The organism is Collinsella sp. AK_207A (assembly GCF_902501965.1).
Classification (GTDB): domain Bacteria; phylum Actinomycetota; class Coriobacteriia; order Coriobacteriales; family Coriobacteriaceae; genus Collinsella.
In genome coordinates, this window is sequence record NZ_CABWID010000020.1 from 96,929 (window position 1) to 121,924 (window position 24,996).

Annotated in this window: 24 protein-coding genes; 7 read left to right on the top strand and 17 right to left on the bottom strand. The window is 58.7% G+C overall.

Annotated features, from left to right (window positions below):
- Positions 1 to 612 precede the first annotated feature (612 nt).
- The gene (bsh, locus tag GDJ97_RS08130) at positions 613 to 1,563 is read left to right on the top strand and encodes a choloylglycine hydrolase (RefSeq protein ID WP_152070786.1); all 951 of its coding nucleotides are present in this window, start codon (positions 613 to 615) and stop codon (positions 1,561 to 1,563) included.
- Between the two features lie 102 nt (positions 1,564 to 1,665).
- On the opposite strand, the gene GDJ97_RS08135 is transcribed toward bsh, so the two are convergent.
- From GDJ97_RS08135 to GDJ97_RS08150, 4 genes are all read right to left on the bottom strand, one after another.
- Positions 1,666 to 4,134: an LPXTG cell wall anchor domain-containing protein gene (locus GDJ97_RS08135; protein WP_152070787.1), complete on the bottom strand. Its 2,469-nt coding sequence runs from the start codon at positions 4,132 to 4,134 to the stop codon at positions 1,666 to 1,668.
- 299 nt (positions 4,135 to 4,433) lie between these two features.
- Positions 4,434 to 5,750 carry an ATP-binding protein gene (locus tag GDJ97_RS08140; protein ID WP_226808939.1) on the bottom strand — a complete coding sequence of 439 codons (1,317 nt, stop codon included), beginning with the start codon at positions 5,748 to 5,750 and terminating at the stop codon, positions 4,434 to 4,436.
- A gap of 346 nt (positions 5,751 to 6,096) precedes the next feature.
- The gene (locus tag GDJ97_RS08145; RefSeq protein ID WP_152070788.1) at positions 6,097 to 7,374 is read right to left on the bottom strand and encodes an MFS transporter; all 1,278 of its coding nucleotides are present in this window, start codon (positions 7,372 to 7,374) and stop codon (positions 6,097 to 6,099) included.
- 140 nt (positions 7,375 to 7,514) lie between these two features.
- The gene (locus tag GDJ97_RS08150; RefSeq protein ID WP_152070789.1) at positions 7,515 to 8,234 is read right to left on the bottom strand and encodes a TetR/AcrR family transcriptional regulator; all 720 of its coding nucleotides are present in this window, start codon (positions 8,232 to 8,234) and stop codon (positions 7,515 to 7,517) included.
- Positions 8,235 to 8,369: 135 nt separating this feature from the next.
- On the opposite strand from GDJ97_RS08150, the gene relB reads away from it, so the two are divergent.
- Together relB and GDJ97_RS08160 are read left to right on the top strand one after the other, a co-directional pair.
- On the top strand, positions 8,370 to 8,585 hold the full coding sequence (relB, locus tag GDJ97_RS08155; RefSeq protein WP_152070790.1) for a type II toxin-antitoxin system RelB family antitoxin: 216 nt from the start codon (positions 8,370 to 8,372) through the stop codon (positions 8,583 to 8,585).
- Positions 8,582 to 8,848, top strand: a complete 267-nt coding sequence (locus GDJ97_RS08160) for a type II toxin-antitoxin system RelE/ParE family toxin (RefSeq protein WP_152070791.1) — start codon at positions 8,582 to 8,584, stop codon at positions 8,846 to 8,848. Before relB ends, GDJ97_RS08160 begins: the two co-directional genes overlap by 4 nt.
- A 269-nt stretch (positions 8,849 to 9,117) precedes the next feature.
- Here GDJ97_RS08160 and GDJ97_RS08165 read toward each other — a convergent pair whose 3' ends face one another.
- The 5 genes from GDJ97_RS08165 to GDJ97_RS08185 form a co-directional block, all read right to left on the bottom strand.
- Positions 9,118 to 9,363: a hypothetical protein gene (locus GDJ97_RS08165; protein ID WP_226808941.1), complete on the bottom strand. Its 246-nt coding sequence runs from the start codon at positions 9,361 to 9,363 to the stop codon at positions 9,118 to 9,120.
- On the bottom strand, positions 9,360 to 10,016 hold the full coding sequence (gene fic / locus GDJ97_RS08170) for a protein adenylyltransferase Fic (protein WP_226808954.1): 657 nt from the start codon (positions 10,014 to 10,016) through the stop codon (positions 9,360 to 9,362). The genes GDJ97_RS08165 and fic overlap by 4 nt, the downstream gene beginning before the upstream one ends.
- A 23-nt stretch (positions 10,017 to 10,039) precedes the next feature.
- Positions 10,040 to 10,387 (bottom strand): hypothetical protein, encoded by a 348-nt coding sequence (locus tag GDJ97_RS08175; RefSeq protein WP_152070793.1) that lies wholly within the window; start codon positions 10,385 to 10,387, stop codon positions 10,040 to 10,042.
- A gap of 93 nt (positions 10,388 to 10,480) precedes the next feature.
- Positions 10,481 to 10,732, bottom strand: coding sequence for a helix-turn-helix transcriptional regulator (locus GDJ97_RS09890; RefSeq protein WP_152070816.1), 252 nt, complete (start codon positions 10,730 to 10,732; stop codon positions 10,481 to 10,483).
- The gene (locus tag GDJ97_RS08185; RefSeq protein WP_152070794.1) at positions 10,660 to 11,163 is read right to left on the bottom strand and encodes a helix-turn-helix domain-containing protein; all 504 of its coding nucleotides are present in this window, start codon (positions 11,161 to 11,163) and stop codon (positions 10,660 to 10,662) included. Before GDJ97_RS08185 ends, GDJ97_RS09890 begins: the two co-directional genes overlap by 73 nt.
- A gap of 1,270 nt (positions 11,164 to 12,433) precedes the next feature.
- On the opposite strand from GDJ97_RS08185, the gene GDJ97_RS08190 reads away from it, so the two are divergent.
- Complete coding sequence (locus GDJ97_RS08190; RefSeq protein WP_226808942.1) at positions 12,434 to 13,591, top strand: MFS transporter; 1,158 nt, start codon at positions 12,434 to 12,436, stop codon at positions 13,589 to 13,591.
- Between the two features lie 92 nt (positions 13,592 to 13,683).
- Here the strand turns inward: GDJ97_RS08190 and GDJ97_RS08195 are convergent, their stop codons facing one another.
- Entirely contained in the window at positions 13,684 to 14,970 is a 1,287-nt protein-coding gene (locus tag GDJ97_RS08195; protein WP_226808944.1) for an ATP-binding protein, read from the bottom strand.
- A gap of 579 nt (positions 14,971 to 15,549) precedes the next feature.
- On the opposite strand from GDJ97_RS08195, the gene GDJ97_RS08200 reads away from it, so the two are divergent.
- Together GDJ97_RS08200 and GDJ97_RS08205 are read left to right on the top strand one after the other, a co-directional pair.
- Positions 15,550 to 16,512 (top strand): Abi family protein, encoded by a 963-nt coding sequence (locus GDJ97_RS08200; RefSeq protein WP_152070796.1) that lies wholly within the window; start codon positions 15,550 to 15,552, stop codon positions 16,510 to 16,512.
- 124 nt (positions 16,513 to 16,636) lie between these two features.
- Positions 16,637 to 16,945, top strand: a complete 309-nt coding sequence (locus tag GDJ97_RS08205; protein WP_152070797.1) for a TfoX/Sxy family protein — start codon at positions 16,637 to 16,639, stop codon at positions 16,943 to 16,945.
- A gap of 117 nt (positions 16,946 to 17,062) precedes the next feature.
- Here GDJ97_RS08205 and GDJ97_RS08210 read toward each other — a convergent pair whose 3' ends face one another.
- From GDJ97_RS08210 to GDJ97_RS08225, 4 genes are all read right to left on the bottom strand, one after another.
- Positions 17,063 to 17,317: an AAA family ATPase gene (locus GDJ97_RS08210; protein WP_180963480.1), complete on the bottom strand. Its 255-nt coding sequence runs from the start codon at positions 17,315 to 17,317 to the stop codon at positions 17,063 to 17,065.
- Positions 17,318 to 17,492: 175 nt separating this feature from the next.
- Positions 17,493 to 18,128 (bottom strand): GyrI-like domain-containing protein, encoded by a 636-nt coding sequence (locus tag GDJ97_RS08215; RefSeq protein WP_152070798.1) that lies wholly within the window; start codon positions 18,126 to 18,128, stop codon positions 17,493 to 17,495.
- Positions 18,129 to 18,655: 527 nt separating this feature from the next.
- On the bottom strand, positions 18,656 to 19,801 hold the full coding sequence (locus GDJ97_RS08220) for an AAA family ATPase (protein WP_152070799.1): 1,146 nt from the start codon (positions 19,799 to 19,801) through the stop codon (positions 18,656 to 18,658).
- Complete coding sequence (locus tag GDJ97_RS08225) at positions 19,794 to 20,588, bottom strand: DUF6414 family protein (protein ID WP_152070800.1); 795 nt, start codon at positions 20,586 to 20,588, stop codon at positions 19,794 to 19,796. Before GDJ97_RS08225 ends, GDJ97_RS08220 begins: the two co-directional genes overlap by 8 nt.
- A gap of 268 nt (positions 20,589 to 20,856) precedes the next feature.
- Here GDJ97_RS08225 and GDJ97_RS08230 point away from each other — a divergent pair, with 268 nt between their 5' ends.
- Positions 20,857 to 21,174, top strand: a complete 318-nt coding sequence (locus GDJ97_RS08230) for a helix-turn-helix domain-containing protein (protein ID WP_226808946.1) — start codon at positions 20,857 to 20,859, stop codon at positions 21,172 to 21,174.
- A gap of 208 nt (positions 21,175 to 21,382) precedes the next feature.
- Here GDJ97_RS08230 and GDJ97_RS08235 read toward each other — a convergent pair whose 3' ends face one another.
- The 3 genes from GDJ97_RS08235 to GDJ97_RS08245 form a co-directional block, all read right to left on the bottom strand.
- Positions 21,383 to 22,147 (bottom strand): trypsin-like peptidase domain-containing protein, encoded by a 765-nt coding sequence (locus GDJ97_RS08235; RefSeq protein ID WP_152070802.1) that lies wholly within the window; start codon positions 22,145 to 22,147, stop codon positions 21,383 to 21,385.
- A complete protein-coding gene (locus tag GDJ97_RS08240; protein ID WP_152070803.1) occupies positions 22,137 to 22,679 on the bottom strand; it encodes a hypothetical protein in 543 nt (180 codons plus the stop codon). Before GDJ97_RS08240 ends, GDJ97_RS08235 begins: the two co-directional genes overlap by 11 nt.
- Before the next feature lie 881 nt (positions 22,680 to 23,560).
- Entirely contained in the window at positions 23,561 to 24,817 is a 1,257-nt protein-coding gene (locus tag GDJ97_RS08245; RefSeq protein WP_226808948.1) for a helix-turn-helix domain-containing protein, read from the bottom strand.
- Positions 24,818 to 24,996: the final 179 nt, after the last annotated feature.

Genomic DNA, 24,996 nt, shown 5'->3' on the forward strand with positions numbered 1-24,996 from the left:
CAGGACACCTGCTCGTTGGCGGAGAATGCGCAACCGTGGTGAGCCCCGAAGCTAAGCCGCAACTTCAAAAACTCTTTTCAAACCTCGGGTGGCTTTCCCATGAGGTGGCGAGCAAGTTGGGGCTTCGCAATTGGCGCGGCCGCTTTGCGCGAGCTCGATAAGCTTGTTTGGCAAAAACTCAGCGTCTCCCCGGTCGGCTCCGGGGACGAGGGGTCCCGCCTGAGGAGCTCGTCGGGGGCGTAGCTGCCCCGCAGGTCAGACGGAATGCGCAAGAGCGATGACTGAAAGAATCGTCGAAGGCGGCTTCACGCGCGGCCTCAATCACGCCTCAGCATTGGCCAGCGCCGCAACGCGAAGCTGCTAAAGGGACTGCCCGACGACAAGAACCCGTTGGAGCCCGTGAACCGGATGTCCACGAGCTCTGATGGCTGCCGTCTGCCGCCCGCCGCGTTTCCCCGCAACTTGTTGGTCATGCGGCGTTTTGGTGGCCGAACGGCAACGATGGGGAGCTCCCGGTTACCTTTCGAATGACGCGGGTACACGATGGGATAGGAGAAAGGCTCGCCTGATACGGGCGGGCGCGAACGGGCAAATACGACGGGAGGACGCGATATGTGCACGGGAATCAGGTTCAGCGACGATGAGGGCAACATGTATCTGGCGCGCAACCTCGATTGGAGCACGCGCTACGGCGAGCGCGTGGTGGTGACTCCGAAGGGTTTCCCGCTCCCCTATTCCTTCCTCGCCGATGCGAAGGCGGAGCACGCCGTGATCGGCATGGCGGTGGCCCTCGACAACTATCCGCTTTATTTCGATTGCGGAAACGACGCGGGGTTGGGCGTTGCCGGCCTGAATTTCCCCGGATTCGCCGAATACTCCAAAGGCCCTGTTGACGGGAAGACGAACATCGCCGCCTACGAGTTCCCCGTGTGGGTCGCGACCAACTTCTCGACGGTTGACGAGGTGGAGGCAGCCCTCGCCGACGCGAACATCGTCGCGAAGCCGGTAGGCGACCGGCTCGGCGTGTCGATGCTGCACTGGATTGTCGGCGATGGCGCGCGCTCGATCGTGATCGAGCAGATGGCCGACGGACTGCATGTGATGGACAACCCGGTCGATACGCTGGCGAACCAGCCCGAGTTCGCCTGGCATATGACGAACCTGCGCACCTATATCACCGCGACGGGCGATTTCCCCGCTGCTGCGAGGTGGGGCCGCGCCGAGCTTGCCCCCTTCGGTGCAGGCGCGGGCGCGCGAGGCATCCCGGGCGATTCCTACTCCCCTTCGCGCTTCGCGAAAGCGGCATTTTTGAACGCGAACTACCCGCAGAAGTCGACCGAGCGGGAAAACGTCCTGCGCGCGTTCCATACGCTTGGCAACGTGGCGATGGTCGAGGGCTCGGCGGCGATGGCCGACGGCACCTTCGAGCGCACGCTCTACACGGGATGCTTCTCCGCGCGCACGAAGACGTACTACTACTCGACCGACGATGATCCCTCCATCAGAAGCGTCGCGCTCGCCGACTGCGACACGGGCGACGCGACTAAGCTCTTCGTGGCGTAAAAATAGGGGGGGCCGCAGACCCTGCAACCCCCTTGTTGTATCTATAGACGGAAGCCCCGGCCGTGTCGATGACCGGGGCTTCCGAGCTTTGGTTATATTGCGCTAGTCGCGCTTGCGGCGGGCGCGCATCACGACGGCGCCGGAAAGGGCCATGACGCCCATGCCTGCCGCCGCGGCGGCCGCGGAGGAGGCGTCGCCCGTCTGCGGCAGCACGCCCTTCTTGCCCTTCTTGGAGTCAGGGGACTTCTTGTCCCCGTCCTGCTTGCCGGAATCGCCCTTGCTGGCGCTGTCTCCACCGGGCTGGGACGGCTTCTTGTCGCCACCGTCGGTATCGGAGCCGGCCTTCTTCACGGTGAAGGAGTCGATGCCCAGGCCGTCCGCGGCGTCGTTCACGCCCGCGCCGCCCGCGATCTTGTAGTTGCCGACGAGCTTCTCGAAGAGCACCACGCCCTTCTCGCCCGCATCGGCACCCGCGTTGACCTTGCCGAACATGCCGTCCGAGGTGCCGCCCTGGGCCTCGAAGCCCGCGGTTTCGATGGTGCCCGTGCCGGCAACCGCCTTGCCGCCCGCGGCGCCCAGCGTGCCGTTGCCACCCTGGGCAACCAGCGTGCCCTCGCCTTTCACGGAGCCGCCGCCAAGCTTCACGGCGACACCGCCGGCCTCGGCCGCGGTGCTCACCTCGGAGCTCACCACGGTGAGCTTGGAGCCCGCCGGGATTTGAGCCGCACCGTTCACCAGCAGGCCCGTCTGGCCCTCGGAGCTCTCGATATAGTTCTGGCCCTCAAAGGTCACGGTGCCGTTGACCACCACGGCCTGCTCGGGGACGCCGGCATAGCGGCCGTCGGTGAGGAAGTCGGCGTTGGAGATGACCGAGGAGTCGCGCAGCGTGGACCCGTCGTTGAGCGTCAGCACGCCGTTGATGGCGGAGTTACCGATCTCGTACGTGCCCGCGTCGTTCTTCTTGGCGGGCGTCACCACGAGCTCGCCGCCGTTGACCTCGAGCTCGCCGAAGACCACGGAGTCGGTGAGCGTCAGCTTGGCGCCCTTCTCGACGATCACCTTCACCGAGCTGTTGATCTTCATGTTGGCAATCTCGACGTCGGCACCCGCAGGGATGGTCAGCGTGTCGGACGCCCAGGCGTCCTTGGCGTTGCCAATCTGCCCGTAAAGGCCGCTTTTGTGCGAGCCGTAGATGCCGTGCAGCCAGGTGGGGATGACGGCGCCGCCGCTCTTCCACACCTCATAGGGCTCCATGTCCCAGGTGCTCGGCTCGCCCTCGAGCGCCGCGATCTGGCCGGCGAGTGTCTCCTCGCCCGTGTAGATGCGCAGGTCGACAGGCTCGCTCGTGACGGTCTGCCCCTTGTAGGAGACGGTGACCGTCACCTGGTAGGTGCCGGCCCGCTCGGCGTCGCCGCCCACGGTGACGCTCGTGCCCGCCGCGGAGGCGAATGCGTTCACGGTCATGCCGCTGCCCGCAGGCGAGATGGAGGCGCTGATGGTGGAGCCGTCGTGGCCGTCAACGGACCAGTCGTAGTAGTCACGCGCCTGGCCGTCCTCGCCGGCGACCTTGACCTTGAGCGAGTTGTAGTACTGCTTCTGCCCCTTGGTCACGCAGTCGAGCGTACCCTCCAGCGAGACCGAGAGCCTCTCGGCCACGTTCACGGTGACGGTGGCATCGACGGTCTCGGTGGAGCCCTTGGCCTCACCGGGTGCGGTTGCCGTCACGGTGATGGTGGTCTTGCCGGCCGCGGTGGGCGTGCCGGAGATGACCAGCTTGCCTTCCTGGACCTTGGCGACAAGGCCGGTGTCGCCCGCGACCTTGGCCGAGAGCTTCACCTGGTCCTTGTTGGTGCCGGAGACCGCCAGGTCGACGGTCTTGCTGAAGGCGCCGCCGTTGTAGGCGTCATCGAGGGACGTGGTCGCGGGCACGAGCGCGAGCGACTCGAAGGCGGACTGGGCCTTGCCGTCGTTCCTGGGCTCCTTGGTGGTACCGGTGTAGCTGGCGGTGCCGTTGTTCATGATGGTCCCCGAGGTGAACGTGCAGTTCTCAAAGGTGGCGGATCCGCCCTTCTCGATCACGATGCGGTTGGCGAACGTGCAGTTCTTGAAGGTGATGCTGGCGCCCGCGGGAATCACCAGCTTGTCCTTGTTGAGCTGCAGCTTGAGACTGCGCACCTCGCAGGTGGAGCCGGCGGCGAAGGTGAGCGAATGGCCGGTCTGCTTGATGTTGCCGAGCTCGCGCACGGCCTCCTGATCGCCGTCGAAGAAGTTTTTCTTCCAGCCCACGAGCAGATTGGTGCTGGTGGGGACGGTGGCGTTGCCCGTCGCGATCCAGGAGGTGTTGATCTTGATGGTGGAGGCGTCGTTGACCTTGTAGCGGTTGCCGGCAAAGCAGTCATCGAGGTCATACGAGCTGTCATCGATGACCGCCTCCTGCTGGGATGCGGACACAGCGGCCAGGGCCACGGGCGCGGATGCGACCGGATCGGCGATGGCGAACGCCGGCACGCCCAGCGTGAACGCGAGCGCGCCCACGGCGGCGACGGCGCCGACCCTCTGCAGATGCTTCATAGACTTCCCCCGTCTCTAAGCGAGTTTTCGGCCAACTGCACGCAACGCGGCACGACGCAACGCATTAGACGCGAAGTTAGCCCTTTCAAACTTGCTGAGTATTGCATGGTTAACTTATAAGTGTCAAGGCAGATGCCACGCGCTGACGGGAGTATGCGACTCCATCGGACCCGCAATCGCTCGTTTGCATGGTCGAATCTTTTCGACCATGGCATCCGCTCGATTCGGCCGGTGCGGCATCGGGGGATAGTATTCGAGACGGAAGAAGCCACCTGTCTCACGGAAATCCCGTTTCAGGCTTAAACCCAATTGCCCGGGTTCCCGATCGCGTACAGGGGGATGTTCCGCATCCAGCCCTGGTCCCGGAAGCCCGACATGCTGAACCTGCGGGGGCTCATGCCCTCGTAGCGCCCGTTGAAGGCGCGCAGGCTCTTCGCGCGCAGGTTCTCCTCGGCCTTCACCTCGATGGGGTACACGTTGGCCCCTGCCTGCACGAGGAAGTCGATCTCGCCGCTGGAGTTCTCGGCCGACCAGTAGTAGGGTGCAAGCCCGCAGTCCGAAACGAGCTGCTGGCAGACGTACTGCTCGGTGAGGGCCCCCTTGAATTCCGTGAAAGCCGAGTTGCCGGCGATGGCGCTCGTCTCGTCGAGACCGGCCATGGCACTGAGGAGCCCTACATCTAGGGCGAAGAGCTTGAAGATGGCGTCATCGGCGTAGGGAGCCAGGGGGATACCTGGTTTCGAGATTCGGCGCACGGGCGTGGCTATGCCGGCCTGGGCGAGCCAGGTGATGGCGAGCCGGTAGTCCCTCGCGCGGGCACCATCCCTGATGTGGCCGAACACGAAGCGCTTGTTCTCTTGACCTAGGTGCGCCGGCACGGACTTCCAGGCGGCCAGGGTGTACTCGGTCTCCCTCGCGGAAAGATGCTTGGAGATATCGCGCTCGTAGCCGAAGAGGATTTGCTCCTGCACCTCCCTTGCATCGGCGAGGACGCCGGCATCGGTGAATGCCGCAACCGCCTCGGGCATGCCTCCCACATAATAGTATTGCCGAAGGAGTTGGGTGAACCTCAGTGCGAGGGAGTCTATCATCGCAACGTCTCCATCGTCGATGATGTCGCAGAGCCCGCCGTTGCCCGTAGCATGAAGGAACTCGCGGTAACTCAGGGGATGCAGGTCGAGCAGGTTGACCTTTCCCACGGGAAAGCCGGTGCCCTCGTGGACGAGGATGCCTAGAAGGGAGCCGGCCGCGGCGATGTGATACTCGGGCGCGTTCTCGCAGAAATACTTGAGCGAGGTGAGGGCCTTGGGGCATTCCTGCACCTCGTCGAAGACGATGAGCGTGGCCGAAGGATCGATGCGCTCGCCCGTGACGGCCTGGAGAATCGTTATCAATCTGGGGATGTCGTAGCCCTCGTCGAAGGCGGCCGCCATGAGAGGATTGTCGTCGAAGCTGACGTAGGCGACGTTTTCGAACTGGATCCTGCCGAACTCCTTGAGCAGCCACGTCTTTCCCACCTGGCGCGCACCGTTGAGGATGAGCGGTTTGCGGCGTTTCGAGTTCTTCCATTTGACGAGGTCGTCCATGAGAAAACGGTCCACTTTTCCTCCAAGCATAAAGAAACGCCCTTATAATCTCACAATTTGGAGAAGATAAGGGCGTTAAATCGCCAATTATGGTCAGAATCAGGTGGAACTATTCCCACTCAATGAGCATGCGCTTGCGGACGCGCTGATTTCTACTTACATAGCAGCAGGTAGATAGCCTTGTTGAGCTGATGGACATCGTACCTCCGGCTCTCGCATGGACAAATCTTGGACAAAAGATGCCGGCGGGGCGTTGAGTCATGCGGACAAAAACTTGCGCTGGCTGCGTCCGATCCGGGTGGGAACCCACATATTGTGCGGGAACCCTCGGGGTCGCGCCCCGCACCGCCACAGGAGTTGGGGTGCCCCCCGCCCCCTACGCCTCGAACCGATCCGCGACGCGCGCGACCGGGACCGCACACAGCAGCGCGAGGGCGAACGTCGCGAATAGCACAACCCCCGCGGGGAGCGCGCCGTACGCGAGGCCATAGGTGATCTGGCCGAGGGGCTGCGCGCACAGGCTGCACGACAGCGCGAGAGACATGACCTTGCCCGTAAGGCCCTCGGGGCAGCTCATCTGGATGGCGGGGACGGAGATGAGGTTCGAGATGCAGATGGAGACCATGGTCCCGCACGTGCCCGCCGTGAGGGCCGCGAGGCGCACCGTCGCAGCCACGGGAAGCATCATCGCCAGTGCCTGCGGCAGGATCGTGAGCGCGAAGGCGAGGATCGTCAGCGGAAAGCGCCGCATGGAGAGGCGGCTCGCGACCATCCCGCCCGCAAGCGCCCCGACGAGCCCGGACACGCCCACCAGCGCGTAGGCCACCCCGTACGCGCCGGCGTCGAAGCCGAGCAGCGTGCGCACCATGTAGGGAAAGCCCACCTCGGCATACCCCGTGACCAGGAAGTTGAGCGCGCCGCAGATCAGGAGCAGCCGGAAGATGTGGGGCCGTTCGCGCGTGAGAAAGCGCGCGGCCTCCCTCATGTCGTCGACCGGCGAGGACGACTTCTGCCCAGATCGGTCCGGGGCGTCGAGCTGAATGAAGCACTCCACCACCGCGGCCGTCGCGAAGCCCGCGACGGCGATGCGCATCATGGGCGCCGCGCCGACGAGCGAGTACAGGACGCCGCCGAGGAGCGCCGGCACGAGGGTTCCGGCCTGGTTCACCATGTTGACGGCCGCCATCGCTCGGCGCATCGTCTCCTCCCCGTGCTCGCGGAACAGCTGCGGGAGAGCAGCCTGCACGGTCGGCGTCTCCATGGCGTCGAGCACGGCAAGCGTCACCTGCATCGCGGCGATTGCCGCGAGGTTGAATCCCGTGACGGAGAAGACCAGCGCGCACGCCAGTACGATCGCCGCTGAGGTTGCGTCGAGCGCCACCATGATGGTGCGGCGGTTCATCCGGTCGGCGAGCACGCCGCCGAGCGGCGAGAGCACGATGGTGGGGATGACAGACGCGGTGAGGATGGACGCGAAGGCGGCCGCCGACCCCGTCTCGTCGAGAACCCACATCGACATTGCAAAGCGCAGCATGAGGTTGCCGAACAGGGAGATGCCCAGGCCGGCAAGGAGCAGGGCGAAGCTGCGCGAACGCAGGGGGTCTGATTGGGGCGCACGGCGCCCGGAATCGGTGGAGACTGCAGGTACTGACATGGTTCGTTCCTTTCTTTGGTAATTCCTGCCATTCCCTAATCAGACCGACCGTCGGTCTGTATTGAGGGCAAAAGGATGGCTCGGACCGGGATGGTTCAACCACCAGTCCGAGCGTTCGGTGATTCGACGGAAAGCGTGCCCTATGCCTCGGGTTTCTCGGCTCCAAGGCCTTCCGGCCGCGGCTCCCCCGCCCTGGGACCGGCCGCCTCAAGCTCTCCCGCCCCAGGCGCGAGCTCCATGAGCCCGTCGACCGCCCTCGCCATCAGCGCCTCGTCGAACAGCGGGACGCCGATGGAGCCGAGCATGGACGCCAGGCAGCGGATGCGGCGGGCCATATCCTCGCGCGCGGCCGGGTAGAAGCATGGCATGAGCCAGTAGTTGCACAGCAGCGCGATCAGCTGCGACGCCTCGGCCGGATACGCGGTGGGAATGGAGCCGTCGCGCACGCCCTCCTCTATCAGGGGACGAAGGGACTCCGGCAGGCCATCGGACCAGAACCGCATGTTGGAGGTAAAGGACGCGGGATCGCTGAGCAGCGGTGTCTGCAGGCGCACAAGGCGCAGGTGCTCGGCGTCCAGGGTCGAGGAGATGAGCGCCCGTAGCTTCTCGAGCGCGTTCAGGTCGTGTCGGCGGCGGAGCTCGTCGCGCAGGTTCAGGCTCGCGCCCCACTCGTCGTCGTTCAGCCGGTCGAGGATGGCCTCCTTGGACCTGAAGTGGTGGTAGACGGCACCCTTGGACAGGCCCGTCGTGCTGATGATGTCCTGGACCGAGGTCTTCTCGTAGCCCTTCTCAGCGAAGAGCCTGCGGGCGGCGTCAAGGATGCGACGCTCGGTCTGCTCGGGATGCGGGTTGCGCGCCATGGGCACTCCTCTCGTTAACGGGAGTCAGTCTAACAGACCGTCGGTCGGTTTGCAAAGATCACATGCGCTTTGGTGAAACTCGCCTTTCGCCAGATGATAGAATGAATACAACGTATTCGGCAAAAGGAGGATTTTATGACCACGATGACGCTTCGCATGGATGACGCCGACGCCGAGGTCGTGCGCAAGTATGCGGCCTTCGAAGGGGTTTCGATCTCCGATTTCCTGCGCGATGCCGTGTTCGAGAAGATCGAGGGCTCCCAGGACCTCGCAGACCTTCGCGCGGCCGCGGCGGCAGACGACGGGGTGCGCTTCTCCCTCTCCGACGTCAAATCGGAGCTCGGGCTATGAGCTATCGCGTCGAATTCTCGTCCGCCGCTAAGAAGCAGCTCAAGAAGATGGACCGGTTCGACGCATCGCTTATCCTGAGCTGGATCGAGAAGAACCTGGAGGGTCGCGTCGACCCCCGCGCGTTCGGCAAGGGTCTCACGGCGAACCGCACTGGAGAATGGCGCTACCGCGTCGGGTCGTACCGCGTGCTCGCCGTAATCGAGGATGATCGTCTCGTCGTCGAGGTGTTCAAGGTGGGCCACAGGAGCACGGTCTACAACTAGAGCCATTACATAGTGACATCCCTCGCACGCTCAGAACCACAACGAAGAGCCCTGTCGAATCCGACAGGGCTCTTCATCTACCTGATATTATATCTATTTCCGAACACTTGTTCGCTACTCCAACTCAAGGACGCAAACGACGTCATTGATGACTGCTGGTTGCAATTGGGGACGATTCAATGCCGCTGCCACCCCATGGATGTATATCGGTTGGTACCCAAAATGTACCCAGTGAGCCTTGCGCCGTCGCCCGCTCAGTCGCCGAGCGCCTAGTTCTCACCCCTATACACGTAGTCGAGGGTCTGCCCGGCATACACGCGCGAGAGGACGCCGTGATCCTCATCAAGCAGGTAGCAGACACCACGGAAGGGCAGCTCGGGAAGATGGCGGGCCTCGGCCAACTTCTCGCGTGGGACGACGACGGTGACGAGCGACTCACCTTCCACGCGGCAGATGCGTATGCCGTCCGGTTCGTTGTCGATGAGCTGCATGGTCATGGTGGTAAGGCCGATCATTGGGCATGGCCCTCCCCGCCCGGCTGGGGCCCGGCCGTGCCCCGCTCTGCGACCTCGTCCATCGTGTAGGTGGCATAGCCCTCATAGCGGTAGCTCGCGTCGATGCCCTTCATGTAGACCTGCCGATCGTTGACGTCGCTCGTGAGGGCAGCCTTGAGCAGCGCCTTTATCTCGGTGTCGCGCACGGGGCTGCGCTCCATGGCCAGCAGGTAGTCCTCGCGGTCAACGAGACTCCAATCGACCACCTGCCCCAGCTCGGCCTTGAGGATGCAGTCGAGCCAAATGCGCGTGCTGCGCCCGTTGCCCTCGCGGAAGGGGTGGGCGACGTTCATCTCGACGTACTTCTCCACAATCTGGCCGAAGTCGCCCTGGGGCATCTTGTCGATGGCGGCGAGCGCCGCCTCGAGGTACATGAGCGGCGCGAAGCGGAAGTTGCCCTTGGCGATGTTCACGTCGCGCATCTTGCCCGCAAAGGCATAGACATCCTGGAAGAGATAGCTGTGGATCTTGGCAAGGCCAACGAACGTGCCCACCTCAAAGGTTTCGAGCAACCCGCCCTCGAACAGCTCAAGGGCGCGCCGCTTGGTCAGCAGCTCCTCCTCGCGGGCAAGCTCCGCTTCGCTCATAATCCCCAACTTGTTATCAAGCATCAGCACCCTCCTACAAGTACCAAGTGCTAGGCCCTTAATAACCCGCCCTGATTCTTAAGCTTCTCATCAAACGGGTCATAGTCGCTCTCTGTCAAACCGGAATCGATTAGGCCACCTTCGGGCCTACGCTCCCAATGAGTCCTGTAGCGGGTATCACGGCTACTGCTACCTGAATAGTATATGTCGTACTTATCCTTCCAGCCCTGGTAATCAGACACCTCCGCATCCCATGCGACGCCTTCGTAGGTCCCATTTAGAGCTAGCTCCCACTGGTCGATATAACGCTTCATTCCCCTGCGCGCAGTGCGCAGCATCACTTGGCCGTCAACCTCATCAGGAACCATCCCGTAGGTGTTTGCAATCTGGAAGAGCACATGAACCGCTTGGACCGGACTACCGAAGTCGAAGAATGTCAAAGCACCTTTAGTAACGCCGAGAACATCCGCCAGAACAGCAAGTTGGGAATCCTATGGAAGGCGCTTCTTTTGCTCGTAGCTGCGAATGGTTGATTTCGTCGTCCCAGCAGCAAGGGCAAGATCGTCCTGCGTGAGGCCATGCTTCTTCCGAAGACGCTGGAGAGCATCAGCGAACTGGATGTTCGTCCAAAGCCCTAAAGGCTCAGTACCTTCAGGAGTAGACCGATACCTCAGGGGAAAATCCCTTTCGGAGTATTCGACATAGAACTTGTCCTTCCACTCCTCATACCAATCGCGATCGATGACCTCTTCTTTGAGCGCACGATACTGAACGGCCCTTTATACAGAGCATTGCTCATAATGTCATTCGTTGGACGAAGGTAGGCGAAGCGCTCATCATAAGCGGGCTCTAAGCCATAAGTCTCCCCTTGCTGAACCATAGCATTCAATGGCATCGAATCTATGTCATAGAGGCGCAGGGCTTCAGGCCTAATTCCAAACGCGCGGGCCAGTGCCTCTAGATGCCCCTGTTTTGGCGTCGACTTTTGCTGTTCATAGTTACGCACTGCCGACTCGCTGATCCCCGCACGAGTTGCGACCTCCGCTTGCGTCCAGTGATTTCGATCCCGCAAATCGAGAAGCTTCGCCGCCAAGAGATGCGATTGCCATCTCTTGCGAAGCAACTTCTTCGAGTAGTCGTCTGCGACTTCTCGCGCTTTCTCGTACAGGGTCATGCTCTCTCCGCATCATGCGCGTCCTATTGTCGAAAAAGTACAACGCATAGCACGGAATAACCCAAATGTGTATGACTTGTGCCACAGTGCATGCCACTCACACTCGGCACGAGAAAAGACCCCCGAAAACAACTGTTTCCGGAGGTCTTCCCAAACCGTCATTCCCAAAAGCTACCAGTGGCTTGGCGCTCCTGCCACGGTTTGAACCGCCATGCGCCGCCGTGAATGATTGCGGGTGGTTTTTTATAATCGGGGTTCGGTTATTCCCACACGATGGTTCTGGTTCTGTCGTCCCGTCACTCCAGTTGCACCCAGTTTTCGCTGCCGTCTCGAGCCGAGTGCCGCCAGGTAACGCCATGCCGCGTTTCGTTAGCTTTGGGGACAAGGACTGGGACAACTCCAAATACTCATTTCAAACTCAGGTGGTTGATTTTTTGTTTTTGTCCCAAAGGGCACGGCGGGCCGCCTTTGGAGGCTCGATAGCGCCGAAAACGCCCTTTTTGAAACTCAACCGCCCTTTAGCGCGCAAGCCGCCAGCTGCAATCGTAAGTGAATCAACGCGGGCGGCTCGCGCACCGTTTACAAAACCCCAGGTCGCAGGTCTACGCCATTGGCAGACGAAGTGGGTAGTCTCGGACGGCTTTCCCATGAGTTGACTGGCGGCAAGCGGCATACGAAAAAAGCAATCGCGGTAAACGAGCAAAACATCACACGAAGGTCCTCAATGGCTCATGCTATTGGGATCTCTATCAGGATTGTTGAAGAGCTAAACATGTCGGGAGGCCGTTCTTCTAATCGCTCAGGATGATCCTGTAAGAACTCATTAAGCACGCGAGAAGGATCGAATCCCCAGAAGTATTCACTATCCTTCAAAAGCGATTCATTGCTTGCAAGCCGATAGAACTCCCTTAGACACATGGCAATCTTGTCATCGTCATCGTCGGGGAGGAGCTCTCTTCGTGCATTTTGGTTACCTCTTAGGATTTGTAAGACAACATTAGAGAGCGCTTTTCGGAATAGAAGTAACAGGCGGGATATGCGAGGCCAGTACCCACCCCGGCAACAGATTCGCATAAGCAGTAAAGGAAGTCAAAGGAGCACAGGAGATCGATTGTGGTAGTATACAATTTTGCCATATCGAAGTATCAGAAGGAACAGCGGGACATGAATCATCCAATCTGATTCTTGGGTCACATCGGAATACCAGGATTTAGGCGTCATCAAACGGACGCCTGGTTCTTGCACCCAAAAATCAGAAAGGATCGAAACGGTGAAGAAAAACCTATACGTGATGTATGCCTTGGCATTGTTGCAGGGCATGGTTTTTTATGGGCCGATTGCCACGCTGTATCGGCAAGCCCAGGGCGTCACAGTCTTTGAAATCACGGTTATTGAAAGCATATCTTTGGCTTTGGGCATTCTTTTGGAAATTCCATGGGGAATGATAGCCGACAAAATTGGCTATCGGAAAACCATGATTTTCTGTTCCTCTCTTTATTTCATTTCTAAAATCGTTTTTTGGCAGGCAACCGGGTTTGGGGGGTTCCTGGCAGAGCGCATCATGCTCAGTGTGGTGCTGGCCGGTTACTCAGGCGTAGACTCTAGCATCATCTATTTATCCTGTGAAGGAACGGACAGTCAGAAAGCATTTGGCCTGTACAGCAGTATGAGCATGGCCGGGTTGCTGATCGCAGCAGCAGTGTTCTCCGTATTTGTGGGAGATGATTATTGGCTGGCCGGTTTGCTGACAGTAATCAGCTACGGACTTGCCATGGTGCTTTCTTTCGGATTGACCGAAGTGCATCAGACCGGCGTTGCGGAAACAGAGGCAGTGTCGTTTCGTGAAAGTTTCCGTCAAATCTATTCCAGTCGCACACTCCTTCTGTTTCTTGTGGGCGTGGCTTTGCTGTCCGAAGCCCATCAGACGATCACTGTATTCTTAAATCAGCTTCAGTATGAACGCTGTGGGTTAAGCAACTCTTTGATCGGTCTGGTGTACATCGTGGCTACGCTATTGGGGCTTATGGGAGCATATTCTTCCGCCTTCACCAAGCGAGTTGGCGTTCACCGCTCCTTTACTCTGTTCTGTGTCCTTGCTGCTTTCTCTTGTCTGGTACTCGGATCTACTACCCTTGCACTGCCGTCTATAATCAGCGTGCTGATCCTTCGGCTCTCCAACACACTGTTTCAACCCCTCTTGACAGATCTCCAAAACCGGCAAATCACAAGCAGTAACCGAGCTACTGCGCTGAGCGTCTGTAGTATGCTGGTGGATGCTATTGCCATTGGAACCAATCTGGTGTTTGGCGCTCTATCGGATTGGAATCTATCCGCTGCGTTTTACTTCGGCAGTTCGATCTGCACCGTTGGATTGCTTCTTTTCCTGCTATGGCTGAAAAAAGGTAATGGTGCGCTATCGCACGATTAGACGGAATCTTATCAGAAACTATAATTTGAAAGAAACTGTCAAGGCATGAAGAACCGTTGTGGGACTCTCTCCTACAACGGCTCTTCATCTTTTTAAACCCAGTTGCCCGGGTTGCCGATCGCGTACAGGGGGATGTTCCGCATCCAGCCCTGGTCCCGGAAGCCCGACATGCTGAACCTGCGGGGGCTCATGCCCTCGTAGCGCTCGTTGAAGGCGCGAAGGCTCTTCGCGCGCAGGTTCTCCTCGGCCTTCACCTCGATGGGGTACACGCCGGATCCATCCTGCACGAGGAAGTCGATCTCGCCGCTGGAGTTCTCGGCCGACCAGTAATAGGGCGCGAGGCCGCAGTCCGAAACGAGCTGCTGGCAGACGTACTGCTCGGTGAGGGCCCCCTTGAATTCCGTGAAGATGCCGCCGCCGTCTACCATCGCAGCCGGGCTCAGCCCGCTCATGGCCCCCAGGAGCCCTATGTCCAGCATGAACACCTTGAAGGCGTTTTGGTCCCGATAGGCCTTCAGCGGCATGCCCGGTTTGCTCACGCGCGGTACTTTGGTAACGAGGCCGGCTTGCTCGAGCCATCGCAGGCTCTCCTCGAAATCCGCTGCTCGAGCACCTTTGCGAACTTGGCCGAATACGAACTTCTTGTTCTCCTTCGACAGGTGCTTGGGGATGGAATCCCACGCGAGCATCGTCCGCGCCAGCAAGTTCGCGGGCACGTGCTTGGCGAAGTCGCTCGTGTAATCGGTCAGGATCTGGTCCTGCACCCCTCGCGCGTCGCGCACGTCTGCCGTGCCGATGTAGGCGTTCACGGCTTCCGGCATCCCCCCTACGATGTAGTAGGTGCGCAGAAGCTCCTTGAGCTTGTCCGAGAAGGTGTCCATCATCGCATGGTCGCCCCTTTCGACCAGCTCGGCGTAACGCCCGCTTCCCGTCGCGCACAGAAATTCGGTGAAGCTCAGCGGGAAGAGGTTCAGCGTGCTGACCTTGCCGACGGGGAATCCGGTCCCATGCGTTGCGGAGATGCCCAGAAGGGAGCCGGCTGCGGCCACATGGTATTCCTGGGCGTCCTCGCAGAAGTACTTGAGCGACGTGATGGCGGCGGGACAGGACTGGATCTCGTCCAGGACAACGAGCGTTCTGCCCGGATCGATGTCCATGTCGAGGTGCAGCGAGAGCGAGGAGACGATCCTTCGGGGATCGAGGTCGGGTTCGAAGAATCGGCGGGCCCGCTCATCCTTGTCAAGGCTCACATAGGCGACGCTTTCGAAATGCAGCCTCCCGAGCTCCTTGAGGATCCAGGTTTTGCCGACCTGGCGCGCGCCGTTGACGATGAGGGGCTTGCGGCGTTCGCTCCCCTTCCACCCGACCAGCCTATCCATCAGCTTTCTCTGCATGGGGAACCTCCATCAACAAGATACGCCCTTATTATAGTGCGTAAACACAATAATAAGGGCATAATAATGATGATTGATGCAGAAATCAGGCGGAATTATTCCCACTCGATGGCTTTGGTTCTGTCGTCCCGTCATTCCAGTTGCACCCAGTTTTCGGCATCGACACGGAACGCGTGCCTCCGAATGACGCGATGTCGCGTTTCGTCGGCTTCGGGGACATAATTTGGGACAACCTCAAAAACTTTTTTCAAACTCAGGGCTTTGAGTTTTTGTTTTTGCCCCAAAGGAGCTTCCGGCCGTGATTCGGGTGCCCGATTGGGCGGAATCGCCCGTTTCTGAAACTCAACCGCAGCATCACGCGCAAGCCACTCGCAACAACTGCAAATGATTGGTCGCGGGCGGCTTCCAACGCGATTCCAAAGCCGCAGGTCAGGCGACTGCGCTGCTGGCAGGGAAAGGGAGTCGTATCAGGCGGCTTGCTCATGAGTCGACGATGAGGCCTCCACCGAATGTCGAGAACATGCTGGTAAAATAGGCATTACTTTTTATGACAGGAGAACGAGCATGGCCGAACCCCACGGCAGGAAGCCGATCCTCACGATCGAGCAGCAGATAGAGCACCTCAAGCAGAAGGGCGTAGCCTTCGAGCTGTGTTCCGAGGAAGAGGCCGCGGACTACCTGCGCGACAAGTGCAACTTCTTCAAGCTCGCATCCTACCGCAAACTCTTCTCGAAATACGAGGGAGGCCCGCGCGACGGCCGCTACGTAGACCTCGACTTCGGCCAGCTGCGCCTGCTCGCGGCGCTCGACCAGGAGCTACGCCACGCCCTGCTCGGCATGACGCTCGACATCGAGCATTTCCAGAAGGTGACACTGCTTCGCGAGATGGAGGACCGCGGAGAGGACGGCTACGCCATCGTGGCCGACTACATGGCATCGCTTACCACTGCAAACAGGGAGTACCGCCTGCGCGAGCTCAAGACGAGCGGCCGCAGCCCCTACAGCTCGAGCCTCTACGCGAAGTACTCCGGCGACATGCCTGCCTGGGCCTTCCTTGAGCTCACCTCGTTCGGCACCCTCATCGACTTCGTGCGCTTCTGCGCCAGGCGATGGGGCAACAGGCGCCTCGAGGCCTCCCACTACGACCTCAAGCGCGTGAAGTCCGTCCGCAACTGCGCCGCGCACGGCTCGTGCCTGATCAACTGCTTCGCCGAGAGGGGCGCCGCCCGGGGCTCGGCGTCCAGCGGCGTCTCCCGAAGGGTCGCCGCCGCGGGAATCCCCAAGGCGACCAGGAGGAAGTGGATGGGGAATACGGCCATGCAGGAGGTCGCGACCGTGCTCGTGGCGCACTCCGGCTTGGTACCCGAGGGCTCCTCGCGCTCGCGCGCCGCATCCGAGCTCGCCGAGATGTTCGCCAGGGCCGACGGCGAAACCGAGGCGCTGCCCGACAAGGGGCCCGACGCCGCAGCTCGCTCCGCGCTCGAGTTCCTTCGCAGGTTGACAGAATCGCTCGGGTTGGTAGAATAGCCTGCAGATAGCAAAACCTTCACGGTTTTAGGGGCGGACTTGCGCAAGCGACTCTGCCCTATTTTTATATTCACTCGCTATAGGAGACGGGTGATACCTGGGTCAATTAAGGGAGGGGCATCGCATGGCGTCAAGCGCAGAATACCTGGAATACGTCCTCGACCTGCTGGCCGACGTGCCGGAGGTCTCGCATCGGAAGATGATGGGCGAGTATCTGCTCTATGCGTCGGGCAAGCTCTTCGGCGGCGTCTACGACGACCGCTTTCTGGTGAAGAGCACGGAGTCCTCGCGCGCGCTGCTCTCGGTGCCCGCCGTGCCCTACGAGGGCGCTGCGGAGATGCTGCTCGTGGACGTGGAGGACGACGCCGCCGTGCGCACCATCGTGGAGGGCGTGCTTCAGGAGCTGCCCGAGCCGAGGAAGCGCCGGGCGTAGATTCCCGCGGGTCCGCATATCGTCGCCGGCATCAATCACCCGTGCCTGCTCATATGGCGATTGCGCCATCACCACGCTTAAAACCGAAGCTCTCCTTGGACTCCTCCAGGAGACCTCCTAGGAAGTCTTCGGGTACCCTACGCGGCAGTTATGGCGCTTACCGTGGTACTCGAGCAACGGCTCGTTGTCGAGATCCAGCAGGTCAATGTAGATGTTGTTGGCGGACGGATCCTTCTGAGCAACAGAGGCGGAGAACGCCTTCATAAGCTCGGACTTGCCGGAGCGGCGCATCCCCGTGATCACTTTGATGTTTCGGGTGCCTTCGAGTGCCCAAAGCCGCTCCATGTATGCATTGCGGTCTACCCAAGTCATCATTCGCTCCTTCTCGGTTTCGAAACTCTAATTATTTGAAAGTTTCGAAACCGAGAAGGCAATATGCCCACGGTCCGCGCAAGTTTTCGCCGGGAGGCTGGGCAGCCTGCCCGATTAACATGGACCGGCAATTGCTAAACCCCAAAAGCCGGAGCGCGCGGCGCCGCTCGTTTCGCTACATCGCCTTGATGGGATGGCGGATCACGGTCTTGAGCTTCTCCGGCGCGCACTTGCGCGGGTCGGAGAGGTAGATCTCGTGATGGAGGCGGGATTCGGAGAAGTCGGGGGCGTAGCCCTGCTCCGCCGCGAATGCGCGCATGGCGTCTATGGTCGCCGGCTCGCCGTCGTAGGGCCCGGTATGCATGCACTGAACGCAAAGGCCCTCGTCGACCCTCAGCAGCTCGACCGCCGAGAAGTCCAGCTTCTTTTTGGCGGCAGCCTCCGAGACGGCCCAGTCGAAGTCCTCGCGAGTGACGAAATCGGGCAGGCGGATGCATGAGATGAAGCTGAAGTCGTCCTTCCGCGCGTAATCGATCCCGTCATCGGCGCGGTCTTGCCACCAGAAGCCCTCGAGCGGCGGCACGACGAAGTCGAAATAGCCTTCGATCTCTCGCGGGCCCTTCTTCGACATCTTGATAGCGTAGGCGACGCCGTAGAGCAGCGGCAACGCGTTCTGGTACTCGCCGCCCTCGGCATTGGGATCGCCCTTGCCCCGCACGGCGACGTAGCTCATGGGCGGAACGGTTACGACATTCGGCTTGCCCGACGGCCTGTAGAGCTCTCTGAACTCCTTCTTGAAATCGTATGCCATCGCAACAGCCCTCCATGAGCTTAGGTTTTCCGCCGATATCCGATCAAATAGAGCAATGGGCGCGGCTTCGGAAGAGGCCGCGCCCATTGCAGGGTATTATAACACAGAATCGAACGTATGTTCTATTCCAACTCAATCGTTGCATGGCCCGTTTCCGTGTAGTCAGCGGGATGGATGAGCTGGGATTCCATCTACTCTCCTATCTCGAAAACCGTGTAGTCAACCTGTAGTCAGCAGTGACTACAGGCGATGTAGTCACCTGGGGAGAGAATTTTCACCAGACCGAAGAGTGATATGTCTGACCTGCGGAAACAAAGTTCGATTGTGCACAACTGACTACATGGCGGAAACAGAGCCAACGGGGTGGGGCGCTCCCCAACTGAAGAGTGACAAATCCCGAGTGAAGAGTGACTGCGCTGAGCTGGGAAAATATGAATTTCTACCTAGTAGGTAACTACATCGGTCCTCGCAAGCAAAACAACCCATCCCTGAGCTGAATCATGAGGAGAAGGCGGCGTTTCTTTGCGTTAAACGCTCTTTCTTCCGGACAAAATAATGGGAGCAGACAGCTTCTTAAATATGGCCATCTCAATCTTGTTCTTCATCGTACGCATGTTGTCATACTTTGCAGCATGCTCGATGAACCAAGCTTGAACATCGCTTTGCTCGATTGTCGCCCTGTCTTCCTCATCAAGTTTTGAGAGAACGAACTCAATGTGCTCGTTGATTATCGTAACCTTCTCGTCTATTCCGAGATCGCAGAAATGTACGCTTGCGCCGATGCGCGAGAACATGGCGGGGCCCATTGCTCGACGAGCGGACGCTTCGGAATTGAAATTAGACGTTAGGAGAAAAAGGGCATTTCTCATGTCGACATCATAGTTCGTGTCGACATATCTGCCCTCATCAAAGAGCTGGTAGAACATGTTGTACAGACGGGGATCGACTTTATCGAACTCGTCTATTAGAACGACATTAGACTCCCTCGCCAAAAGATCGCGCGCGAAACTTGCTTTCGAGTGTTCCGCGCCAAACAGATACTCGTAAGCCTCTTGCGTTTGCATCATCGAGAACTGCACTCTGGTAAGCTCTCCGCCAACTGCCTCGCTTAAACACCTCGCCGTTTCCGTCTTGCCGACGCCGGACGGTCCGTAGAACATGATTACAGAGGGACGCTCCTCGTTCATGGCGGCAAGCCGATACAGAGATGCAATCAGTGACTCTTTCCCCTCGTCTTGCCCGAGGACATCCGATTGCAGTTTGTCGTATATGTCATTGAGTCTCTTTTTCTCAATGAGCGGGTACTCATAGTGTACGACATCAAGAGTTCCTTGCGGCTGCGACGCCTTTAGAGAGTCGAAGACTCGTTTCGGAGGGTTCTGCACGTAGAGCTTTCCGACATCAAACGTCTGCTCGAGTATGGTGGCAAAGCTTGGTAGGACATGGCTCAAGACGGAACCGAAGTCATCGGCATGGACCACGCAGCTATCAACTCGCTCGGGAGCCTTGAGGACGAGATCCCTAGTGATGAGATCACTCGACTTTATCCGGGCGTTATAGACGCGGATGGATTCGAGATAGGTAACGCTCCGCTCATCTTCAGCGGTTTCTCTTTCTACCATCTCATCAAATACTTTTCGCGGTCCAAAAAAGATCACTGCGCTATCAGCCATTTGAAACAACTCCCGCAAGGATTACATCATACATGTCCAGGCTTTCATCTTCGCCAACTGTACTTTCTTCATTCTCGGCGCCCTCGACATAATCTGGATTGGTGACAGACGAAAATCCTTCAAAGCTAAGTTCCTTGTCTGCAGCTAGCTCAGCAATCCGTGTCTTGCCAACGTTTACTGCATACAGCCTCAAATTCATATTGAGGAGATTACCCTGCTTGTAGTTGTTCTTGAAGCCCAAACCGTTAAATCGAAGAACGATTCTTGAGCCATCGTCGTTGTTGCCGAAGAATTCGAAGTACCCCTTTGCCTTCGTCAACGTGGAATCAAGCTTGTCCAAGGAGATGTTAAATTCCCCAGCTTCTATGCCCTGGCCGCTCCGAAGCATCGACAAATAGGGAGTGAGCAAAGAGAGGCTAGAGATGGATCCTGGGATTTGCACGATTTTGCAGTTATCGAACTTTTCAATTCGCTTATCGCTCTCCTCTCCATCCACTGCAGCAAGGAAGTCGGTAAGCACGGTGTTAGTAACGATGCTTTTGACTACGGTGTCATCTTTAAAGGAGGCCGAGAGCGACCCCTCGGCAGATACTGAGCCCTTTACCAGGTTGGCGAACCAAGCACGCACGCCGATGGAACCTTTTATTTCTGCTCCACCTTCAGCAGATTTGTCATCAGTCGTGGCAATCTCCGACATGAATGACCCACCGGTTTTCAACTGAACATAGTCAGTTGCAGAGCCTTCATCAAAGTAAACGATTTTTACAATGTCATCAGTGTTGCTCATACCCGACACGCCCCTTCGCATTGTCAATGACAATTATATCGCCAGTAACAGAGTCCGACATTCGGGCGCTGTAATCATCCCTTAATTCGCGGGCCAACGGATCTAAGACGAATCGTGACTTAGCGTGGCTTAGCGCCCTTTGTGACGTTTTGTACGTATTTCCCATCAGGTATCTCTCAGCTTGCCCGCGATGACGGAACGAGGCTCCTTGGGTCTCGTTGCAACCCAAACGCACCAGATGCAAGACGAAGAGGAGGTAGGCCACCCCATGAGAGACGACATCCTCCAGATGACACGTGACGCGTTCCCGACGCCCATCGGAATATCGGATAATGATGCCGAGAGCCGCGAGAATGCCGGGGCGGAGATACGGGGATCTGTCGCCTCCTCGACATCCGAAACGTACGACCTGCCCGACGGCCTCATGGACGTGCCGCAGGTCGCAGAATACCTGCGCGTGTCGAAGACGTCGGCCTGCAAGTTCATCGAACGGCAGAAAATCCCCACCATAAGGATCGGGGGGCTTCTGCGTGTCAGGAAAGGCGAGCTAGACGAGACGCTGCGCGCCATGGGCAACGACATCTGATCGGTGATCCCATAACTTCCGGCATATCTTCATCGCATAAAACTAGAGCGAAACCCAGTGGGCCCCGCCCTTACAAAACCCGAAGGTTTTCCATGTGTCTGTACTGTGAGCCGTTGGGAAGCCAGATGTCAACCAGCACGCCGAGCTCAGTCACCTCGTCCTAGGCAAAGGAGCAAAAGGGCGTCAACGCTTTTGACGGCGCTCTTAGCTACAGCAGACCTTCCACGAAGGGTTTGAGCTTGTCGAGCATCGCGTCGCTTCTGATGACTGTACCTAAATCGAGGTGCCCACTCTCCTCCTTCGTAATCGTCTGAGTGATTACGCCCATGAACAGCAGCCTGGAGCCGAAGGCAATTCCGTCGGTCGTGGGATAGCTGCCCTGGTTGAGGATGAAGGCGGGACTGCCGCTAGAGCCCTCGAATACAGATGCGTCAACGAGGAACTCGCGCTTGCCCTTGTAGTCGTTCCAAGCGGGCGTGGAAGTCCAGCCTTGTCTGATGAGGGGGGTCTTGTTGTAGTCGTCATAGAGCCCGCTGGGGTATCCGATGAAGGTGATTTGCTCGAGCGCCGCCAAATTGTCCAGCACACTCTTCTTCGGGATGAGTCCAGAGTCGATGGAGCGGTAGAAAGGCCTCTTCCCGTTTTGTTCGAGCATGCTGAGAACAGGAGCCACCGGCATCGCAACCAAGTCGAGCTCTCCGAGCTTCTTCCCCTCGATGAATGACTTGTCGAAGTTCACGCTGATGGTCTCGCGTGACGGGGCGTCACCTTCGGCTAGATTGATGACGAAGCGACCCTGAATCACATCCTTGAGGACATGGTGATTGGTAATGAGCAGGGGCACGTTGCGCCCGTCCTCAAGGTCATAGGAAAAGAAGAATCCTGTACCCGAGACGCCCGTGCCTTCGGTAGTTATGCCCACGATGGGGACCGTGGTAAAGAGCAGCTGCGTGCTCGTATCATTAATGTTCATCGGTCTTGGTCTCCTTGCCATCGGGATCCGCCAGGTGTTCTAGAACGCGCTCAGCCAGATCAGATTTGCCTTGGTTCTCTTCTTTTCGGATAAAGATAAAAGCGACAAAGAGTCCTACTGCGCCACACGGTGCTACGCAGGGCATTAAGATACCGAGCAAAGATGCGAGATTGACAGATGACGACAAACCCCCGAGAAACCAGCCCAGGAACGTTGTCGCGAGACCTAAAAGGATGTCAGGTTTGTAGGAAGGGCGCTCCTGCTTGGCCTGAAGGAGCATCTCCCTTGCTTTTCTCAGGTCGCTGTCACGCTGTCCGACGTATGATTCCAGCAGGTATTCATCGGGAATGCGAACCTTGTGGTCCTGGCGCACGGCGACGTGCTCCCGGTCATTTATGAGGTGGATGCCATTACTTGTCTCTCCGACGCTAGTATTGTCGCTCATGTGCGCGAAGACGCTGTCGAGGTCAGCCCACCTGACTCTATGGGCAAGTGCCTGGTCTTGTGGTGGGTCCTCTTGACCTTTCTCCACCAGATCTCCTTAGAACAAGGTCCTGGCGTCTTGCGGAGGTTTATGGTCACAGCAGAGACACCATGGTTCAACCAATATATCGATGGATAGATTATACCGTGCGGCTGATATGGCGACCAAGGGATGCGGGCGACACGGCTGTGGGGTGCTAATGACTTGCAGATTGCTGGTGACAGGCTACTACTAGCGGCGTGGCTTTGCTGTTGGCTCACTCCGCCGCCCGCCCCACGGCGCCGGAGATTTCTCTGCACAGTAGGGCGGCATCGGTTGTTCTTGCGGAGTCGGCACCGTCGGCAACGGAACGTATACTGCGCTCGTCGCGCTCATTGCCGAAGCAACTGTGGCCTGGGAGAAAGGCTGGAGATAATGAACGAGCTCCCTTGCAGAAACGAGTGGTAGTGGAGGCTCGCGCGCACGGTGGCGCAGGGTGTGCTTGGCGTGACCATCGCCAACCTCGACCTGCTGGTCGGCACCTAGTCGTTCATGTCCAAGTGGCGCCCCATGCCTCGTGGACGTGCCGCAGGTCGCGGATTACCTGCACGTATCGAAGGCGTCGGCCTGCAAGCCCATCAAGCGGCAGAAGATATCCGCCATAAGGATCGGGAGGCTTCTGTCTGTCAGGAAAGGCGAGCGAGGCGAGACGCCCCGCGCCATGGGCAACGACATCTGTTCGGGAATCCTATGGCCGCGCCCTTTGCATAACAAATAGAGCGAAACCCAGTGGGCCCCGCCCTTACAAAACCCGAAGATTTTCCATGTGCGCATATTAATACTCATCGGGGAGTCAGACGTCAATCAGATTCCACACAAAGTCAAAGTACGCGGACAAAATGGGCCACTTCGGCAATCTAGAAATGAGTCCGCGCCTACCAAATGCAAGGTCATGCCTTCCTGAACTGGCGCCTCCTCGTCGATCCCTCCCCGACCAATTTGCCCGATTCAATGAGTGCGGATACGTGAGCGCTGGCGCTGCGTTTTGAGACTCCAGCAGCATCTGCCAGCGTGAAGCTGACTCGTGATGCAGCGAGCTCCAGTATGGCTTGGTCAGTGTCCCCCAGCTGCTTGGCAACTGTCGACTCGGTGTTCAAAACCCCACCTGCGTCTGGGACTGTAGCGCGGAAGATGCTTCCGTCCACGAGGGTCGGGTCCCCACCCATGAAGCTTCGTGCATACTTGAAGAGGTTGCGTGTGCCGCTCCCCAACTCCTCCGCAAGCCCTATCTGAGTGAAGACATTGGCAATCGAGGGATTCTTTGGCATCGGGTTAAAATCATTGAGCGTGATATTCCCCTCAAAGAACGTCCTGCTGGCGTTCTGGGTGTGCAAGCCCTCGCGGTCGATCTCCAGCTTTGCAGGATAGGGACTCGTGAATTCCCGGTGGATGAGCATGTTCGAGATGAGCTCACGGCATACGATGCCCCGCACGCTTACCCTTGCGTCTCCCTCAATAACAAAGGGATCGGGGAGATTACGCTCGCAGAACCCTATGAGGGCATCGTACGCATCGATGAGATTGGTCTTCACCGTCAGGCGGTCGTCGTAGCGGTCCTGGTCACGCAACCTGACCACAGCATCGCTTTTGTAAGTAGGACAGAGCGAGCCAATCGTCTCGTCGCTACCGAACAGCAGGCCGGCGGCGAGAGTGAGGCCTTCTTGTCCTGTTGAGTAGTCCTTGACCAAAAGCTGGGCGCTCCGCAAGAGCTGCTCGTCATCCAACCCTGCCCAAGGATGTCCCGGCCGCCGTGCCGTAGCCATCTGCCTTGCACGATGTATAAGATCTGCACGCAAGTCGCTCAGCGTCAAATATGGAAAGATTCGCCGCTCAGCCTCGAGATTGCTCTTCCGGATATACATGGCAGAAATCTGACTGCCAGCGCTAACCTTTACATCGGCATCAGCGATGCGGTCGTATACGACGCCCTTATAGCGGTGAACACCCGGACTCATGGGGACCCAGATGCGGACGACGGTCTTGCCATTTACGACAACCATTTCAGTCTCGAGCATCACAGCGGGATCGAACAGCTTGGGATTGCGGACGACATTGGCGATATTGCGCTGTATATCTATTGCCGCGCCTTCCGCAACGCCAGCAACAGTCCCATTGTCTTCCACGCCGAGGTAGACACTTCCACCCATGTGGTTAGCTGTTTAGTGCCAACAGGTTGTTTACGTCTGACTAGTGACAAGTAGGGAGGGCTCCGCGAAGCTGTGGATTGTCTAGGTCTGCAGCGAAGAGAGGGGCCCTCCCATGTCACAACATCCTAACGCACGCCTCACGCCTTGGGGCCGTCAGCGGCTGGTCGAGCGCATCGAGG

What these genes read in the sequence shown, in the direction of transcription:
- bsh (WP_152070786.1), top strand. Translation starts at nt 613, where the DNA reads ATGTGCACGGGAATCAGGTTCAGCGACGATGAGGGCAACATGTATCTG.
- GDJ97_RS08135 (WP_152070787.1), bottom strand. Translation starts at nt 4,134, where the DNA reads ATGAAGCATCTGCAGAGGGTCGGCGCCGTCGCCGCCGTGGGCGCGCTC.
- GDJ97_RS08140 (WP_226808939.1), bottom strand. Translation starts at nt 5,750, where the DNA reads ATGCTTGGAGGAAAAGTGGACCGTTTTCTCATGGACGACCTCGTCAAA.
- GDJ97_RS08145 (WP_152070788.1), bottom strand. Translation starts at nt 7,374, where the DNA reads ATGTCAGTACCTGCAGTCTCCACCGATTCCGGGCGCCGTGCGCCCCAA.
- GDJ97_RS08150 (WP_152070789.1), bottom strand. Translation starts at nt 8,234, where the DNA reads ATGGCGCGCAACCCGCATCCCGAGCAGACCGAGCGTCGCATCCTTGAC.
- relB (WP_152070790.1), top strand. Translation starts at nt 8,370, where the DNA reads ATGACCACGATGACGCTTCGCATGGATGACGCCGACGCCGAGGTCGTG.
- GDJ97_RS08160 (WP_152070791.1), top strand. Translation starts at nt 8,582, where the DNA reads ATGAGCTATCGCGTCGAATTCTCGTCCGCCGCTAAGAAGCAGCTCAAG.
- GDJ97_RS08165 (WP_226808941.1), bottom strand. Translation starts at nt 9,363, where the DNA reads ATGATCGGCCTTACCACCATGACCATGCAGCTCATCGACAACGAACCG.
- GDJ97_RS08185 (WP_152070794.1), bottom strand. Translation starts at nt 11,163, where the DNA reads ATGACCCTGTACGAGAAAGCGCGAGAAGTCGCAGACGACTACTCGAAG.
- GDJ97_RS08195 (WP_226808944.1), bottom strand. Translation starts at nt 14,970, where the DNA reads ATGGATAGGCTGGTCGGGTGGAAGGGGAGCGAACGCCGCAAGCCCCTC.
- GDJ97_RS08200 (WP_152070796.1), top strand. Translation starts at nt 15,550, where the DNA reads ATGGCCGAACCCCACGGCAGGAAGCCGATCCTCACGATCGAGCAGCAG.
- GDJ97_RS08205 (WP_152070797.1), top strand. Translation starts at nt 16,637, where the DNA reads ATGGCGTCAAGCGCAGAATACCTGGAATACGTCCTCGACCTGCTGGCC.
- GDJ97_RS08210 (WP_180963480.1), bottom strand. Translation starts at nt 17,317, where the DNA reads ATGACTTGGGTAGACCGCAATGCATACATGGAGCGGCTTTGGGCACTC.
- GDJ97_RS08215 (WP_152070798.1), bottom strand. Translation starts at nt 18,128, where the DNA reads ATGGCATACGATTTCAAGAAGGAGTTCAGAGAGCTCTACAGGCCGTCG.
- GDJ97_RS08220 (WP_152070799.1), bottom strand. Translation starts at nt 19,801, where the DNA reads ATGGCTGATAGCGCAGTGATCTTTTTTGGACCGCGAAAAGTATTTGAT.
- GDJ97_RS08225 (WP_152070800.1), bottom strand. Translation starts at nt 20,588, where the DNA reads ATGAGCAACACTGATGACATTGTAAAAATCGTTTACTTTGATGAAGGC.
- GDJ97_RS08230 (WP_226808946.1), top strand. Translation starts at nt 20,857, where the DNA reads ATGAGAGACGACATCCTCCAGATGACACGTGACGCGTTCCCGACGCCC.
- GDJ97_RS08235 (WP_152070802.1), bottom strand. Translation starts at nt 22,147, where the DNA reads ATGAACATTAATGATACGAGCACGCAGCTGCTCTTTACCACGGTCCCC.
- GDJ97_RS08245 (WP_226808948.1), bottom strand. Translation starts at nt 24,817, where the DNA reads ATGGGTGGAAGTGTCTACCTCGGCGTGGAAGACAATGGGACTGTTGCT.